Here is a 15955-nt window from a genome sequence, read left to right on the forward strand (position 1 = left end):
CAAAACACCATGCGAATGCTCCACACCATGCTGCGCGTCGGCGACTTGCAGCGCTCGATCGACTTCTACACCCGTGTGCTCGGCATGCAACTGCTGCGCCAGAGCGAAAACGCCGAGTACAAGTACACGCTGGCTTTTGTGGGCTACGGCCCCGAGTCGGAGAACACCGTGCTTGAGTTGACCTACAACTGGGGCGTGGAAAAGTACGAAATGGGCACGGCGTTCGGCCATCTGGCCGTCGAAGTCGACGATGCCTACAAAGCTTGCGATACGATCCGCGCCGCTGGCGGCAAGATTTCGCGCGAAGCTGGCCCGGTCAAGGGCGGCACCACGGTCATCGCCTTCGTGGAAGATCCCGACGGCTACAAGATCGAACTGATTCAGAAGCACTCGGCCAAGGGCGGCCTGTAAGTCGACGAGCTTGATGCGTTGATACGGCGGCGGCCTGCTTCGGCAGCGCCGCCGCCAAAACGTCAGAACTGCACCATCGCGAAATCTTCCTTGCCCACGTCGCACAGCGGGCAGCGCCAGTCTTCCGGCACGTCTTCCCACCGCGTTCCCGGCGCAATGCCGTCTTCGGGATAGCCGGTCGCTTCGTCGTAAATCCAACCGCAGATCACACAGACCCACTGGCGGAATTCCGTTGCCGTGGCGGGCGTTGTCTCGTCTTCAGCAACAGCGTCGACGTCATTCGCGCCACGCGTGGCCTTCCCCGGCACAGCCGGATCAAGCAGCGTGAACATCAGCGGCTGATCGGTCCCCATCGCTTCGTGTTCAGTGCGCGCGAGATGCGTTTGCAAGGCGGCGAGCAGCGCCTGCGCTTCGTCGCGCGTGAGATCGATCCAAAACGGATCGCCTGCCCCATCGTTGAGTCGCGACGGGGAAAACTGGAGTTCGACGGCAGAGCCTTTCTTGTACATGGGGGAATACAGCGGTGATGAGGCGGTGATGACGCAGCGCTTGACGGACGATGGACGGCAATGGAGAGCAATAGCACCCGAGGGACGCATTTTAGCCGCGCGACTGTCCCCGATAAACCCTGCTAACGGGGAAACATTGTGCCGCATAGGTCAACAATGATTACCCCTACGGCGCGCACCAAAATGATGCCTGCCCGATACGGATCGTGGACAATGAGCGCCAACGTCCGCGCCATCCTCTGAGTTAGCCAATGAACACCGCCCCTCGTCCGATCGATGCCACCGCGCTCGCCATCATGGTGGGCCTATGCGCCATCTGGGGCGGCCAGCAGGTCGCAGTGAAGCTCGCCGTGCCCGTGGTCCCGGCCGTGCTGCAAGCGGGCCTGCGCTCGGTGATTGCGACGCTGCTGGTGGGCGGGTGGATGTTGTGGCGGCGTCAGCGCCTCATCACCGGCGAGGGCACGCTGCCCGCCGGTATTCTCGCGGGCGTGCTGTTTTCGCTGGAATTTCTCTGCATCTTCGTCGGACTCACGCACACCACGGCATCGCGTATGGCGGTGTTTCTGTATTCCGCCCCCTGCTTCACCGCGATCGGCCTGCATTGGACGGTGCCTAGCGAACGGTTGCGCACCGGCCAATGGCTCGGCATGGCGCTCGCGTTTTGCGGCATCGTGGTGGCGTTCTCCGACGGCGGCAGCACCAGCCTCGCGACCACCTGGCCGGGCGACTTGCTTGGCATTCTGGCCGGGGTGTTCTGGGGAATGACGACGGTGGTCGTGCGCGCGTCGAAGCTGGCAACGGCCGCGCCCGCGAAGACGCTGCTGTATCAGTTGTCCGTCTCGGCGGTGCTGTTGTGCGTGCTGGCGCTGGCGACCGGCAACGTGCATATCGGCGAGGTCACCACGACCACGTGGATCAGTCTCATCTACCAATCCATCGGCGTGGCGTTTGCGAGCTATCTCATCTGGTTCTGGATGCTCACACGCTACAGCGCCGCCCGGCTCGCCTCGTTCTCGTTCCTGAGCCCGCTCTTCGGCGTGACGTTCGGCGTGTTGATTCTCGGAGAATCGGTGGGCTGGCGCTTTGCAGGCGCCGTAGCCCTGGTGTTTGCGGGGATCAGCCTCGTGAACCGGCGCCGCTGATCGCACGCGCGAGCGACACGTACTCGTCGACCGAGACATCTTCCGCGCGGCGCGTCAGATCGAAACCGAGCGCATCGAAGTCGACACGGTCGCGATAGCTGTGCAGCGTATTGCGCAACATCTTGCGGCGCTGCGAGAACGCCTGCGCGACCACGGCTTCGAACACATCTAAATTCACTTCGGGCAAATCGGCCAGCGCGCGCGGAATCATCCGCACAATGGCCGAATCGACCTTCGGCGGCGGATTGAACGCCTCGGGCGGCACGTCGAGCACCTTATCCATCCAGTAACGGTATTGCAGCATGACCGAGAGGCGGCTGTAGTTGCTCGACCCGGCCGGCGCGACCATGCGCTCCACCACTTCGTTTTGCAACATGAAGTGCTGGTCGCGTACGAGTGCGGCAAAGCGCATCAGATGGAAAAGCAGCGGGCTCGAAATGTTGTACGGCAGGTTGCCGACGATGCGCAACGGCGTCTCGTCGCGACGATCTTCCGGCACCAGCGAGCCGAAATCGAAGTCGAGCGCGTCGCCTGCGTGCACCGTCACACGATCGCCGAACTTGCGCGTCAGGCGCGCGACGAGATCGCGGTCGAGTTCCACGACATGCAGATGGGCGAGCCACTCGGTGAGCGGCGTCGTCAGCGCGCCAAGGCCCGGCCCGATTTCGACCATCAGGTCATCGGTGCGCGGCGAAATGGCGCCCACGATCGCATCGATCACGCCCATATCGACGAGAAAGTTTTGACCAAAACGTTTGCGCGCCACGTGGCCCTGTTGGACGCCCGTGCGCTTCGATGCGCTGCTCATGTGAAATTCCTTAGGAACGCGGTGGGGTAACGGCACCCGTGGGCGCCGTTGGCGCGGCACTCGCATCGTTTGCGGTGCCCGCGCTCAGTTGTGCGTGAGTGGCCGCATTGGCGGCCATGGTGGCGGCGGTGCGCAGCGCTTCGAGCAGACTGCCGCTCTCGGCGCGTCCGGTGCCCGCGAGATCGAGCGCCGTGCCGTGATCGACCGAGGTGCGAATGATCGGCAGACCGAGTGTGATATTCACACCAGCACCGAAGCTCGCGTATTTGAGTACCGGCAGGCCTTGATCGTGATACATGGCCAGCACGGCGTCGGCCCCGTCGAGATGACGCGGCTGAAAAAGCGTATCGGCCGGGTACGGGCCGCGTGCGTCGATGCCCACCGCGCGCGCGTCGTCGAGCGCGGGGGTGATGACATCGATCTCTTCGCGGCCGAGATAACCCGATTCGCCTGCGTGCGGATTGAGTCCAGTCACGAGAATGCGCGGACGCGTCAGGCCGAAATGGCGCATCAGGTCCTGATTCAGGATGACCAGCGTTTGCAGCAGATCGTCGCGGCGGATGGCGCCGGGCACCTGCGCGAGCGGCAAATGCGTGGTCGCGAGCGCCACGCGCAGGCCACCGCCCGCCAGCATCATCACCACGCGCGGGGTATGCGTGCGCTCGGCAAGATACTCCGTATGGCCCGTGAAGGCGACGCCACTGTCGTTGATCGTGCTCTTTTGCAGCGGTGCCGTGACAATCGCGTCGAAAGTGCCCGCCATCGCGCCGTCGATGGCCGCATCCAGCAGTGCGAGCACATAGGGGCCGTTCGCGGCATCCAACTGCCCCGGCACAGCCGGGACAGCGAGCGGATGGTGTTCGACATGCACACGCCCTTGCGCCAGCAATGCCTGCCACGCGTCGCCAAGCCCAACCGCTTGCGCGCGCGAGGCGAGCAGCGTCGCGTCGCCGAGCACGGCGAACTGACATTGATCGAGTTGGGGATCTGAAACAGGCGGAGTGGACGGCGTCAGGTACTGAACCAGCGCCTGCACGGTCAGCTCCGGCCCGACGCCTGCCGGTTCACCGGTGGTGATGGCAAGGACGAAGGGCCGGGCGGATGTCATACGAAGTGATGTGGCGGTGTCGGGTCGTCGGTGTCGGGCCGCGCTTATTGCGCAGCCGTATTCAGACGATAGTCGACGTAAGCGCTGTCGCGCAGTTGTTGCAGCCAGTCGCGATACTGCTGCTCGGCCTTACGGCCACGCAGTTCCTGCATGGCGAGGTTGCGCTCTTGATCGCCCGAGACTTGCGACTCGCGATGGCCCAGCACCTGAATCAGGTGGTAGCCATATTCCGAGCGCACCGGATCGCTGATCTGGCCGTCCTTGAGTTCCGACATGGCACGCTCGAACGCCGGCACGGTTTCGCCCGGCGAAATCCAGCCGAGGTCGCCGCCCTGCGAGGCCGAGCCGTCCACCGACACTTGGCGGGCGAACGTCGCAAAGTCACCCTTGCCAGCGTCGATTTGGGCCTTGATGTCGAGCAGCTTCTTCTGCGCTTGCGCTTCCGACACCCCGTCGCCCACGCGAATCAGGATGTGACGGGCGTGAATCTGCGGCACGGTCATGCCCTGCTCGCCACCCTGCTTGCGGGTTTCGACCAGCTTGATGACGTGAAAACCGTTATTGCTGCGCAGCACCTGCGGCACGAGCGTGCCCGCTTGCAGCTTCTGCACCTGCGTCAGATACAGATCGGGAATGCGTTCGGGAATGCGAAAGCCCATGTCGCCGCCACTGGTGGCGTCCGAGGCATCCGAATATTGCTTGGCGAGGGCAGCAAAGTCGCCACCGGCTTTCGCCTTGTCGAGCGCTTCGTTGGCCTTCTTCTGCGCGGCGTCGACTTGGTCGGCCGATGCGCCGTCCGGCACCTTCACCAGAATTTCGCTGATGCGGTATTCGGTTTCGGAAGGCGTCGCCGAGGCGCCGCGCTGGGCCGCGAGGAACGTGTTGATTTCCGACTCGCTGACCTGCACCTGGCTGTCGACTTCCTTGTCGCGCAGGCGGGCCAGAATGATTTGTTCGCGCACTTCCTTGCGGAACGCATCCCAAGGCACACCGGCTTGCAGCAGGCGGGCCTTGTATTGATCGACGGACAGGCGGTTGTCGGCGGCAATGCGTTGCAGCGCCTGCTCGACATCGGCGTCCTTGACCACGATGCCGTCTTCCTTCGCGCGCTGGAGCTGCACCTGCGTGATGATCATTTGCTCGAGCACTTGGCGCTGGAGCATGTCGGCCTCGGGAATCGGACGCTTGGCGAGGGTCAGCTGATGCTTGGCCTCCTCGATGCGCGTATTCAGTTCCTTGCGGGTGATCACGGCGTCGTTGACCACGGCCACGATGGAATCGACCGCACGCGCGGACGATGCGGGCGCGCCAGCAGCTTGAGTGCTGACCGGTGCCGGCTGAGCCACCGCCACCCCGGCGGCGAGACACAGGCTCGCCAGCAGCGAGGCACGCTTCACAAACATGTCATTCATAGTTGCTGAATCGAGAAGGAATCTGGTTCGTCGGCGGCGGCTGGTAGCCAGGCACGCCTTGCTTGAAGGCTTCGGTGGCGCTGGTGCCGGACTTGGTCAGGCCCTTCAACTCCAACTGCGCAAAAATCCGCGAAGTCGTCGTTGTGGCATTGGTCGCATAGCGCTGCACCCCGACCCGGAAAGCCCAGCAGTCGGCATCATACTCGAAACCCGCCAGGGCATCGATGAACGACTTGTCGGTGATGCTGTAGTTGATCCGGCCCACGACCCCGAACCGGGGTGTGATCGGCCACTGCCCCGAAAGTTCGATCTGGTTGATCGGGGTCACCGTCAATGCCGTCTGCCCCACCACCGGCGGCGGATTGCGCAGGTAACGGTAGTAGATATTGAACACGCGGCGCTCGCCCGGGCGCCACGTGATACCGACGTCCGACCGGTTGAACTGCGACGTGCTCGGGCTGTACTGCACTGCCGTGCTAAACGTGATGTTGCTGTACAGCAGCGCAGAGCCGCCGACCAGGAAGTCGGACACCCCGGCGTTCTCGGGCGTGCCGCCCGGCATCGTCACGAGCGACTGCTGAATGTTGTAGCGCTGCGCATACCAGACACGCGCCCGTTCGATACCGCTCTCGGCATCGATCAAACGCGAGGTCAGGGCCATCGTCACACGGTTGGCATCCTGAATCCGGTCTTCGCCGATGAACGAGTTCTCGCTGAAGATTTCCGCGAGGTTGAAGTCGGCGACCGCACTGTCGAATACCGGAATCGAGCTTTGATCCCGGTACGGCGTGTAGACGTAGAAGATGCGCGGCTCCAACGTCTGCTTCATGCTCGAGCCGAACAGCGTGAGCGGACGCTCGAACGTGAGACCGGCATCGAGGCTGACCGTCGGCACCGTACGCGTGATCGACGACTGCATCGTCGACCCGTTCGGGTATTGAACGTTGTACGAGGCCGCGTTGAACATCACCTTCGGCACGATGAAGTAACCCGGGGTCAGAATCGGGTAGCTCAACGTCGGCTGCGCATACAGGCGCTCGCCATCCGGCTGGCCGGTGACAGCGGCGATACGGAACCGGTTGTACCGGATCGGCATCGTGAAGTCGAAGCCGTGGAAATCGTATTTGTTATACGTTGCCGACAACTCAGGAACCGACTCGTACTGCGGCGCGCTCGGGGCCAGCGTCTGGTACTTCAGCACGCGCGCGAGGAACGACCAGTCGCCGTAATTCCACGTCAACCCCGCCTCGCGGTTGTACACGCGTGTCACGCCCGTCTGGAAGTTGGTCCCCGCACCAAAATCGTCCGGATACGTGTCATCCGAGACTTTGGTGAAGTTGACGTACGCGTTGACCCCGTAGCCCAACTTCTGACTGTGCTGCCACGTATACGTGTAACGCGCGTCACCGGTCACCCGGTCCTTCGGCAGATACTCGATGTGAAACAGGCCCGAGTAGGTATCTTCCAAATAGCGGAAGTCACCCATGAGCATCGTGCCGCGCTTCGTCATGACGCGCGGCGTAATGGTCAAATCGCGGTTAGGCGCGATGTTGAAGTAATACGGTTGCGTGAATTCGAAACCCGTCTGACTCGACTGCGTAAACGTCGGTGCGAGCAAGCCCGAGCGGCGCTCGGTGGTTGTCGGGAACGACATGTACGGACTGGCCAGAATCGGCACGCCCTGGAAGAACAGAATGCCGTTGTAGGCCGTGCCTTCCTGCTGTTCCTGATCGAATTCGAACGTCGACGCTTTGATGTACCACGCGGGCGTCTTGTCGTCGTCGGTACAGGCGCATGCCGAATAGGTACCGCGATGCAACGTCACGACATTCGCCGCATCGACATCGGCACGCTCACCCTTGCCGCCACCGCCCGTCACGAGCTGGTAGGTCGGCGTGAGCATGAAGCCGTCGCCCGCACCGGTATACATATGCGCTTCCGGGCCGACAAACGTATTGCCGCCTTGCGACATATGCGCATTGCCGTGCGCCACAACCTCGTCGGTATCTTGATCGTAGGTCAGGCGATCGCCCTTCACATAGGAGCGCAGCTTGCGCGCCTCGGCATCGCCGTCGACGGTCGCGTCGACATTGGTCCGGCCGGTGAGGTGCATACCGCGCACGTACATCGGCACATCTTCACCCTCGCCCAGCACGTAATCGGACAACGCCGGCACCGTGCGCAGCACGAGGCCATCGCTTTTGGCGAGATCGGGAGGGGGGGCTTCCTGCGCACCGGCGAGCGAACACCACACTCCAGGCAAGGAGAGCAGCAGGGCCAGTGGCTTGCGTCGCGTGCGCATCAAGCGTCGCAGCGACGAAACTTCATTCGTATGGACTTGTTTATCCGGCATGTACGCAAACAGCGAGACAATCGTGGCGCCGCTTGCGGGGCAGCCAATCCCGCACGTCCAAACGGCATTGCCGGGACATTCGGGACGGTCGATCGAGGTCGAGAAACAGGGCGTCGGGAAAACATGATCGGGTATTATATGGCAAGACGTTTACCGCCCCCATCATGACCGCACAATCCAGCGTTCCCGCGAGTGTTTCCGAGGCTTCCAGCCTGTCCGCCAGCAACCTCGCAGATTCCCAAGATTCCCGCCTGAAATCGCTCGCCGCCTGGCTCTCGGGTCTGGCCGAGTCGTTCTCGCTCGATATGGCCCAGTGGGCGCCAGCCTCGGCGGACGCGAGCTTCCGGCGCTATTTCCGCATCGGTAGCCACAATCCGGCGCATCCGAGCCTGATCGTGATGGATGCGCCACCGCCGCAAGAAGATTGCCGTCCGTTCGTGCATGTCGCGCAATTGCTCGACGAAGCGGGCCTGCAAGCCCCGAAGGTGCTCGCCGAAGATCTGGCGCAAGGCTTCCTGCTGCTCACCGATCTGGGCCGCGAGACCTACCTCGATGTGCTCAACGAGGACAACGCCCGCCCGCTCATGCGCGCGGCGCTCGACGCGCTGATCGTATGGCAGCAGAGCTCACGCGCCGACGTGCTGCCCGCCTACGACACCGCGCTGCTCCAGCGTGAGCTCGACCTGTTCCCGGATTGGTATATCGGTAAGCATCTGAAAGTCGAACTGACGGCCGACCAGCGCGCCACGCTCGATCGCACCAACCAGTTGCTCATCGAGAGCGCGCTCGCACAGCCCAAGGTGTTCGTGCATCGCGACTACATGCCGCGCAACCTGATGCCGGGTCTGCCGGGCACCGCTGGCCCAGGTATCTTGGATTTTCAGGATGCCGTCTACGGCCCGCTGACCTACGACGTCATCTCGCTCATGCGCGACGCGTTCCTGAGCTGGGACGAAGAGCGCCAACTCGACTGGCTGGCCTATTACTGGGAACGCGCCCGTAAGGCCGGTCTGCCGGTCGACGCCGATTTCGGCGAGTTCTACCGTCAGGCCGAGTGGATGGGGCTGCAACGCCATTTGAAGGTGCTCGGCATCTTTGCCCGCATCAACTATCGCGACGGCAAGCCGCGATATCTGGCCGATACGCCGCGCTTTCTGGAATACGCCACCAAGGTGGCCGACCGTTATGCGCCGCTGCGCCCGCTCGCCCGTCTGCTCGACACGCTGACCGGTCAACAGGCCGACGTCGGCTACACGTTCTGATGCGACAAATGAAGGCGATGATCTTCGCCGCCGGACGCGGCGATCGCATGCGTCCGCTCACGGACACGACGCCCAAGCCGTTGCTGCCGGTCGCGGGCAAGCCGCTCATCGTCTGGCAGATCGAAGCCTTGGCGCGCGCGGGCTACACCGACATCGTCATCAACCATGCCTGGCTGGGCGCGCAAATCGAAGCGGCGCTCGGCGACGGCAGCCGCTTCGGCGTGCAACTGGCGTATTCCGCCGAGCCGCAAGCGCTCGAGACAGCCGGTGGTATCGCGCAAGCCCGCCCACTGCTCGAAGGGGCGGGCAACGTGTTTCTGGCCATCGCAGGCGACCTGTTCACCGATTTCGATTTCGCTACGCTGCGGGCGCCGGCCGAGCGTATGACCGCGCAAGCTGCCCCCGGCATGCACCTCGTGATGGTGCCGAACCCGTCGTTTCACCCCAAGGGCGACTTTGCGCTCGACGCCGACAACCGGTTGCATCTGCGGGACAACGCCCCGCCGGGCACCGTGCCGCTGACCTTCGGCAGCATCGCGCTATACGACTTGCGGTTGTTCGACGACATCACCCCTGGCACGCGCATGGCGCTGACGCCGCTGTATCAACGCACGATTGCCGCCGGACACGCGACGGGCGAGCGCTTCGACGGCGAGTGGGAAAACGTCGGCACGCCCGCACAATTGGCAGCACTGAACGACGCAGTGACGGGCCGACAGCCCCGATAGCCCTCGGACAGCCGCAGTGAGCAGTATTGAGCACCGCTATGCAGCGCTCACCCCCTCGGCAGTAGAATCGCCTGAATACGACAACAATGGAGCCCGCGATGACCGATACCCCTTACCGTGCCCGCCGTGAGCGCGTCATCGAGCAAATGCGTCAGGCCGGTGGCGGTCTCGCCATCTTGCCGACCGCGCCGGAAGTGCCGCGCAACCGCGACAGCGACTATCCCTATCGTCACGACAGCTATTTCTATTACCTGTCGGGCTTTACCGAACCCGAGGCCGTCGTGGTCCTCGATAGCCGCAACGGTCAATCGATCCTCTTCTGCCGTGCGAAGAACGAAGAGCGCGAGATCTGGGACGGTTTCCGCTACGGCCCCGACGCTGCGCGCGAAACGTTCGGCTTCGACGCCGCCTATCCCATCGACGAAATCGACACGCGTCTGCCGCAGTTGATGGCCGACGCCCCCGCGCTGTTCTACGCGCTGGGCGCCTCGGCACAGCAGGACCGTCAGGTGCGCCACTGGCTCAACAGCGTGCGCGCCCAGAGCCGCATGGGCGTGTCGGCCCCGGCTGCCGCCCGCGATATCCGCGCCATTCTCGATGAAATGCGTCTGGTCAAAGATGCGCACGAGATCGACATCATGGCGCGCGCCGGCAAGATTTCCGCTGACGCTCACGTGCGTGCGATGAAGACGTCGCGCCCCGGGCTGCGCGAATATCACCTCGAAGCCGAATTGCTCTACGAATTCCGCCGTCACGGCTCGCAATTCCCCGCCTACGGCTCGATCGTCGCCACCGGCGCGAACGCCACCGTGCTGCACTACCGCGCGGGCGACACCGAGTTGCGCGACGGCGATCTGTGCCTGATCGACGCCGCTTGCGAGCTCGACGGCTACGCCTCGGACATTACGCGCACGTTCCCGGTGAACGGCCGCTTCACGCCCGCCCAGCGCGAGCTTTACGACATCGTGCTTGCCTCGCAACAAGCGGCGATCGACGCCACCCGCGCGGGCGTCGCCTTCGACGCGCCGCACAACGCTGCCGTGCGTGTCCTGGCACAAGGCATGCTCGACACTGGATTGCTCAAGCGCGACACCGCGGGCAGCGTGGACGATGTGATCGCAGATAAGTCGTTCAGCCGTTTTTACATGCACCGAACCGGTCACTGGATCGGCATGGACGTGCATGACTGCGGCGAATACCGCGAAGACGGCCCGAACGGCGAGCGGCCGTGGCGCACGCTCGCCGCGAATATGGTCACGACCATCGAGCCGGGCATTTACGTGCGCCCGGCACCCGACATCGACGAGCGTTACTGGAACATCGGCATTCGGATCGAAGACGACGCGGTCGTCACGCCCAACGGCTGCACGCTGCTCACCCGCGACGTGCCCGTCGACGCCGACGAGATCGAAGCGCTCATGCGTCGCTGATTGGCCGGTTTGCGTGCAGACATGACGATGACCGACATGACACCCGAGGCCCCCGTGCGCCGTTTCGACGTTGCCATCGTCGGCGCCGGTCCGGTCGGTACGACGCTGGCGCTGTTGCTCGCCGAGCGCGCCCCGCAGTTACGCGTGGCGCTCATCGATGCGCGTGGGCCGCAAGCGGGTTACGACGATCCGCGTGCACTGGCGCTCTCGCATGGCAGCCGTGAAATTCTGGCGCGCGCCGGTGCCTGGCCGCACACGGCACAGGCGGCGACCGGAGCGCGTTCGGACACGGGCCTGGCGGCGACGCCGATTCACCACATCCACGTCTCGCAAGCGCGCCGCTTCGGCAGCACCGAGATCGATTTTCGCGAGCATGGTGTCCCGGCCCTCGGTTACGTGGTGCGCTATGGCGCGCTGATGCGTGCCCTCGACGGCGCGATGCAGCGCACGCCCACGCGTTTCGAACACTCGCCCCAGACACCGCTCTCGCAAGGCGCGCTCGCACCGGGCGTGCATCACTTCCGCCCTTATCAGGCCATTGCGCTGCGTCAGGACGCACAGCAGGTGACGATCACGCTCGGCACCACGGCCGACGATCATGCCGAAACCCTGTATGCGACCTTGGCCGTCAATGCCGAGGGTGGGCTTTTCGAGAGCCAGACGTCACGCCCCCGGGCGCGCGACTACGGACAGACGGCACTCGTCGGGTTCGTCACCTGCGAACGGCCGCGTGCCGGATGGGCGTGGGAGCGCTTCACGTCCGACGGCCCCTTGGCGCTGTTGCCGCAAGACCACGGCTACGCGCTCGTGTGGTGCTGCGCGCACGAGCAAGCCAAGCGCCGCCGCGATATGGACGACGCGAGTTTTCTCGCAGAACTGCACGCGGCGTTCGGCGACCGCATGGGCCGCTTCACTGCCATCAGCGCCCGCGCAGGCTTCCCGTTGGGCCTGAACGCCCTGGGTCACGTGATCGACGGACGAGTGGCGGCCATCGGCAACGCGGCCCAGACCCTTCACCCGGTAGCAGGACAAGGGCTCAATCTCGGCTTGCGCGACGCGTTCGACCTCGCCGACACGCTGGTGCGTGACGCGCGCAACCCGAGCCAGCACGCCGCGCCTGCCAATGTCGGAGTCGCCGGGGCTACCAGCACGACTGGCGCGACTGGCGATGCTGGCGGTGTCTTTAGCGTTCCCGGCCCGGCGGCCCTCGCGGCCTTTGCCCGTCGGCGGCGGGCGGACCGGGGCATGACCATCCGCATTACCGACCTGCTGCCCCGCGTTTTCGGCATCGACGCCGCGCCCGTGGCCGTGCTGCGGGGCATGGCGCTGGCCGGTCTCGACCTTGTGCCGCCGCTCAAGACGGCCTTCGCCCGCCAGATGATGTTCGGGCAACGCGGGTGATTCTGCACATTTTTTAGGCGACGGGGACCGGTTTTCGCAGTAAAATGCTCGTTTTTTCCCCCGGCGTTTCTCTGCATCGTGCGTATCGGTCCCCACGAACTCCGCAATAACCTCTTCGTCGCGCCCATGGCTGGCGTGACGGATCGCCCATTCCGCCAGTTGTGCAAACGGCTGGGGGCGGGTTATGCCGTCTCGGAGATGGTGGCCTCGAACGCGCAGCTCTGGAAAAGCGAGAAGACCATGCGCCGCGCGAACCACGCGGGCGAAGTCGCACCGATTTCCGTGCAGATTGCCGGGGCAGACCCGGCCATGATGGCCGAGGCAGCACGCTACAACGTCGAGCGCGGTGCGCAGATCATCGACATCAACATGGGGTGCCCGGCCAAGAAGGTTTGCAATGTGGCCGCGGGTTCGGCCCTGTTGCAAAACGAGCCGCTCGTCGCGCGCATTGTGTCGGCCGTGGTCGGCGCGGTGGGCGATGTGGTGCCGGTCACGCTCAAGATTCGCACGGGTTGGGATCGCGATCACAAGAACGCGCTGACCGTGGCACGCATTGCCGAAGACTGCGGCATCAGCATGCTGACCGTGCACGGCCGCACGCGCGCCGACCTTTATCACGGCGACGCCGAGTACGAAACGATTGCCGCCGTGAAGGCCGCCGCGCGCATTCCGATCGTGGCCAACGGCGACATCGCCTCGGCGCAAAAAGCCAAGCACGTACTCGAAGTCACGGGGGCGGATGCCATCATGATCGGCCGCGCCGCACAGGGCCGGCCGTGGCTGTTCCGCGATATCGAACTGTTTCTCACGACGGGCGAAATTGCGCTCGCACCGCGCGTCGACGAGATTCAGCAAATCATGAACGAACACCTCGAAGACCATTACGAGTTTTACGGGGAGTTCACCGGGGTGCGAACCGCCCGCAAGCATATTGCGTGGTATTCGCGCGGGCTGCCGGGGGCGGCCACTTTCCGCCAGCGTATGAATACGCTCGACAGCACGCAGGACCAGTTGGCTGCGGTCAACGAATTTTTCGAACAGCAGAAGGCGCACTCGGACCGTCTCTGCTATGAACAAGAATCGCCGAGGGAGCTATTAGCCGCATGAGCAAAACAAACATAGAACAATGCGTACGCGACAGCCTGGATTCGTATTTCCGCGATCTGGATGGCGCCGTACCACACGATGTCTACGATATGGTTGTCACCGTCGTTGAAAAGCCGTTGCTCGAATTCGTACTGGGCAAGGCCGATGGAAATCAGTCGCTCGCCGCAGAATATCTGGGGATCAACCGCAACACGCTGCGCAAGAAGTTGCAGCAGCACGGCCTGCTGTAGTCGCCCGCGAGGACAGGCGGCCACGTCGATGTGCACGCCTGTTCTGCCCCGCCGGGGCGTGCGCGTAGAAGGCTCGGTTCGTTAGCTCGATAAGATCCGCCCCATCGTTTCTGCCCGCCCTATTTGTCCGTTTTTGCCGCTTCACTACCGTCCGTCATGATCAAGCAAGCTCTCATCTCCGTCTCCGACAAGACCGGCATCGTCGACTTCGCCAAGTCGCTCGCTGCACAGGGCGTGTCGATTCTCTCCACTGGCGGCACCGCCAAGCTGCTGGCTGACGCCGGTCTCAAGGTGACCGAGGTGGCCGACTACACCGGCTTCCCGGAAATGCTCGATGGGCGCGTGAAGACCCTGCATCCGAAGGTGCACGGCGGCATTCTGGCGCGTCGCGACCTGCCCGAGCACATGGCAGCGCTCGACCAGCACGGCATCCCGACGATCGACCTGCTCGTGGTGAACCTGTACCCGTTCGTCCAGACGATCGCCAAGGACGACTGCTCGCTCGAAGACGCCATCGAGAACATCGACATCGGCGGCCCGACGATGCTGCGCTCGGCCGCGAAGAACCATCGCGACGTGACCGTCGTGGTCGACCCGGCCGATTACGCCGTGGTGCTCGACGAGATGAAGGCTAACAACAACACGGTGGGCTACACCACGAACTTCCGTCTGGCGACGAAGGTGTTTGCGCACACGGCGCAATACGATGGTGCGATCACCAACTATCTGACGAGCCTGGGCGAGTCGCTGCGTCACAGCGAGCGCGCGGCCTACCCCGCAACGCTCAACCTGGCCTACACGAAGGTGCAGGACATGCGTTACGGCGAGAACCCGCACCAAAGCGCCGCGTTCTATCGCGACATCACCACGCCGGCCGGTTCGCTCGCGAACTATCGCCAGTTGCAAGGCAAGGAACTGTCGTACAACAACATCGCCGATGCCGACGCTGCGTGGGAATGCGTGAAGACGTTCGACGCCCCCGCCTGCGTGATCATCAAGCACGCCAACCCGTGCGGCGTGGCCGTGGCAGCAACGCCGGCCGACGCGTACGCCAAGGCATTCCAAACCGACCCGACGTCGGCCTTCGGCGGCATCATCGCGTTCAACCGCGAAGTCGACGAAACGGCTGCGCAATCGGTGGCCAAGCAATTCGTCGAAGTGCTGCTGGCCCCGTCGTTCACCGAAGGTGCCAAGCAAGTGTTTGCCGCGAAGCAAAACGTGCGCTTGCTGGAAGTGCCGCTGGGCGACGGCGTGAACCAATACGACTTCAAGCGTGTGGGTGGCGGTCTGCTGGTGCAATCGCCGGACGCGAAGAACGTTGCCCCGCATGAACTGCGCGTGGTGACCAAGCGTCATCCGACGCCGAAGGAAATGGAAGACCTGCTGTTCGCATGGCGCGTGGCGAAGTACGTGAAGTCGAACGCCATCGTGTTCTGCGCAGGCGGCATGACGCTGGGCGTGGGCGCGGGTCAGATGAGCCGTGTGGATTCGGCACGTATCGCCAGCATCAAGGCACAGAACGCCGGTCTGTCGCTGAACGGTTCGGCCGTGGCGTCGGATGCGTTCTTCCCGTTCCGTGACGGTCTGGACGTGGTGGTCGATGCAGGCGCGACCTGCGTGATTCACCCGGGCGGTTCGATGCGCGACGACGAAGTGATCGCCGCTGCCGACGAACGTAACGTCGCCATGCTGATGACGGGCACGCGTCACTTCCGTCATTAATCACGAATTAATCACGATGCTGGGGCTCGCGCCCCGGTTCGCTGACGTCTCAAAGCAAAAGGCCGCTTCGATTGTCGAAGCGGCCTTTTGTTTATGGTGTCCGACCGTAAGCGCATCGGGTCGGCTTATTGAAACAGCGGGGCGGCCGACGAGAGCAGGATCAGACCTTGGAAGGCGTATTCAGCGGCGAGCATGAGGGCTGCGGGCATGGTGTTTCTCCTTGTGTTTGGCTTAGCGCGGTGTTGCGTGAGCCAGTGAACGCAGTATCTCCGCGATGCCCTTTTGCCGAAACTGTGATTAATACAAGTCGGCTTCGCGCCCGGTGCTGTGCC

General features: G+C 63.7%; 14 protein-coding genes. 9 read left to right on the forward strand and 5 right to left on the reverse strand.

Annotation, left to right across the window (positions count from 1 at the left end):
- The first annotated feature begins 9 nt into the window (after positions 1–9).
- Positions 10–411 carry a lactoylglutathione lyase gene (gloA, locus tag PPN31114_RS18690; protein ID WP_150680974.1) on the forward strand — a complete coding sequence of 134 codons (402 nt, stop codon included), beginning with the start codon at positions 10–12 and terminating at the stop codon, positions 409–411.
- 62 nt (positions 412–473) lie between these two features.
- On the opposite strand, the gene PPN31114_RS18695 is transcribed toward gloA, so the two are convergent.
- Positions 474–920 carry a rubredoxin gene (locus PPN31114_RS18695; RefSeq protein ID WP_150680975.1) on the reverse strand — a complete coding sequence of 149 codons (447 nt, stop codon included), beginning with the start codon at positions 918–920 and terminating at the stop codon, positions 474–476.
- Between the two features lie 251 nt (positions 921–1171).
- On the opposite strand from PPN31114_RS18695, the gene PPN31114_RS18700 reads away from it, so the two are divergent.
- Complete coding sequence (locus tag PPN31114_RS18700) at positions 1172–2062, forward strand: DMT family transporter (RefSeq protein WP_150680976.1); 891 nt, start codon at positions 1172–1174, stop codon at positions 2060–2062.
- Here PPN31114_RS18700 and rsmA read toward each other — a convergent pair.
- From rsmA to PPN31114_RS18720, 4 genes are read right to left on the reverse strand one after another with little or no spacing between them, the layout of a single operon-like run.
- Positions 2037–2870 carry a 16S rRNA (adenine(1518)-N(6)/adenine(1519)-N(6))-dimethyltransferase RsmA gene (gene rsmA, locus PPN31114_RS18705; RefSeq protein ID WP_150680977.1) on the reverse strand — a complete coding sequence of 278 codons (834 nt, stop codon included), beginning with the start codon at positions 2868–2870 and terminating at the stop codon, positions 2037–2039. The two genes, PPN31114_RS18700 and rsmA, sit on opposite strands and share 26 nt — an antisense overlap.
- A 10-nt stretch (positions 2871–2880) precedes the next feature.
- Positions 2881–3978 carry a 4-hydroxythreonine-4-phosphate dehydrogenase PdxA gene (gene pdxA, locus PPN31114_RS18710; RefSeq protein WP_150680978.1) on the reverse strand — a complete coding sequence of 366 codons (1098 nt, stop codon included), beginning with the start codon at positions 3976–3978 and terminating at the stop codon, positions 2881–2883.
- A gap of 44 nt (positions 3979–4022) precedes the next feature.
- Entirely contained in the window at positions 4023–5390 is a 1368-nt protein-coding gene (locus PPN31114_RS18715) for a peptidylprolyl isomerase (protein WP_150680979.1), read from the reverse strand.
- Positions 5383–7692 carry an LPS-assembly protein LptD gene (locus PPN31114_RS18720; RefSeq protein ID WP_217426963.1) on the reverse strand — a complete coding sequence of 770 codons (2310 nt, stop codon included), beginning with the start codon at positions 7690–7692 and terminating at the stop codon, positions 5383–5385. Before PPN31114_RS18720 ends, PPN31114_RS18715 begins: the two co-directional genes overlap by 8 nt.
- A gap of 263 nt (positions 7693–7955) precedes the next feature.
- Here PPN31114_RS18720 and PPN31114_RS18725 point away from each other — a divergent pair, with 263 nt between their 5' ends.
- The 7 genes from PPN31114_RS18725 (at position 7956) to purH (ending at position 15623) form a co-directional block, all read left to right on the forward strand.
- A complete protein-coding gene (locus PPN31114_RS18725; protein ID WP_370865902.1) occupies positions 7956–9005 on the forward strand; it encodes an aminoglycoside phosphotransferase family protein in 1050 nt (349 codons plus the stop codon).
- 8 nt (positions 9006–9013) lie between these two features.
- Complete coding sequence (murU, locus tag PPN31114_RS18730; RefSeq protein ID WP_150681155.1) at positions 9014–9733, forward strand: N-acetylmuramate alpha-1-phosphate uridylyltransferase MurU; 720 nt, start codon at positions 9014–9016, stop codon at positions 9731–9733.
- Between the two features lie 98 nt (positions 9734–9831).
- The gene (locus PPN31114_RS18735) at positions 9832–11163 is read left to right on the forward strand and encodes an aminopeptidase P N-terminal domain-containing protein (RefSeq protein ID WP_150680982.1); all 1332 of its coding nucleotides are present in this window, start codon (positions 9832–9834) and stop codon (positions 11161–11163) included.
- Between the two features lie 27 nt (positions 11164–11190).
- The gene (locus PPN31114_RS18740) at positions 11191–12564 is read left to right on the forward strand and encodes an FAD-dependent monooxygenase (RefSeq protein ID WP_150680983.1); all 1374 of its coding nucleotides are present in this window, start codon (positions 11191–11193) and stop codon (positions 12562–12564) included.
- 78 nt (positions 12565–12642) lie between these two features.
- A complete protein-coding gene (gene dusB / locus PPN31114_RS18745; protein ID WP_370865896.1) occupies positions 12643–13671 on the forward strand; it encodes a tRNA dihydrouridine synthase DusB in 1029 nt (342 codons plus the stop codon).
- Positions 13668–13901: a Fis family transcriptional regulator gene (locus PPN31114_RS18750; protein ID WP_058376120.1), complete on the forward strand. Its 234-nt coding sequence runs from the start codon at positions 13668–13670 to the stop codon at positions 13899–13901. Before dusB ends, PPN31114_RS18750 begins: the two co-directional genes overlap by 4 nt.
- Positions 13902–14057: 156 nt before the next feature.
- Entirely contained in the window at positions 14058–15623 is a 1566-nt protein-coding gene (purH, locus tag PPN31114_RS18755) for a bifunctional phosphoribosylaminoimidazolecarboxamide formyltransferase/IMP cyclohydrolase (RefSeq protein ID WP_150680985.1), read from the forward strand.
- Positions 15624–15955 lie beyond the last annotated feature (332 nt).

Source organism: Pandoraea pneumonica, assembly GCF_902459645.1.
In the GTDB taxonomy this organism is placed as follows: Bacteria; Pseudomonadota; Gammaproteobacteria; order Burkholderiales; family Burkholderiaceae; genus Pandoraea; species Pandoraea pneumonica.

What these genes read in the sequence shown, in the direction of transcription:
- PPN31114_RS18735 (WP_150680982.1), top strand. Translation starts at nt 9,832, where the DNA reads ATGACCGATACCCCTTACCGTGCCCGCCGTGAGCGCGTCATCGAGCAA.
- pdxA (WP_150680978.1), bottom strand. Translation starts at nt 3,978, where the DNA reads ATGACATCCGCCCGGCCCTTCGTCCTTGCCATCACCACCGGTGAACCG.
- rsmA (WP_150680977.1), bottom strand. Translation starts at nt 2,870, where the DNA reads ATGAGCAGCGCATCGAAGCGCACGGGCGTCCAACAGGGCCACGTGGCG.
- PPN31114_RS18750 (WP_058376120.1), top strand. Translation starts at nt 13,668, where the DNA reads ATGAGCAAAACAAACATAGAACAATGCGTACGCGACAGCCTGGATTCG.
- murU (WP_150681155.1), top strand. Translation starts at nt 9,014, where the DNA reads ATGAAGGCGATGATCTTCGCCGCCGGACGCGGCGATCGCATGCGTCCG.
- gloA (WP_150680974.1), top strand. Translation starts at nt 10, where the DNA reads ATGCGAATGCTCCACACCATGCTGCGCGTCGGCGACTTGCAGCGCTCG.
- purH (WP_150680985.1), top strand. Translation starts at nt 14,058, where the DNA reads ATGATCAAGCAAGCTCTCATCTCCGTCTCCGACAAGACCGGCATCGTC.
- PPN31114_RS18695 (WP_150680975.1), bottom strand. Translation starts at nt 920, where the DNA reads ATGTACAAGAAAGGCTCTGCCGTCGAACTCCAGTTTTCCCCGTCGCGA.
- PPN31114_RS18740 (WP_150680983.1), top strand. Translation starts at nt 11,191, where the DNA reads ATGACCGACATGACACCCGAGGCCCCCGTGCGCCGTTTCGACGTTGCC.
- PPN31114_RS18720 (WP_217426963.1), bottom strand. Translation starts at nt 7,692, where the DNA reads ATGCGCACGCGACGCAAGCCACTGGCCCTGCTGCTCTCCTTGCCTGGA.
- PPN31114_RS18715 (WP_150680979.1), bottom strand. Translation starts at nt 5,390, where the DNA reads ATGAATGACATGTTTGTGAAGCGTGCCTCGCTGCTGGCGAGCCTGTGT.
- PPN31114_RS18700 (WP_150680976.1), top strand. Translation starts at nt 1,172, where the DNA reads ATGAACACCGCCCCTCGTCCGATCGATGCCACCGCGCTCGCCATCATG.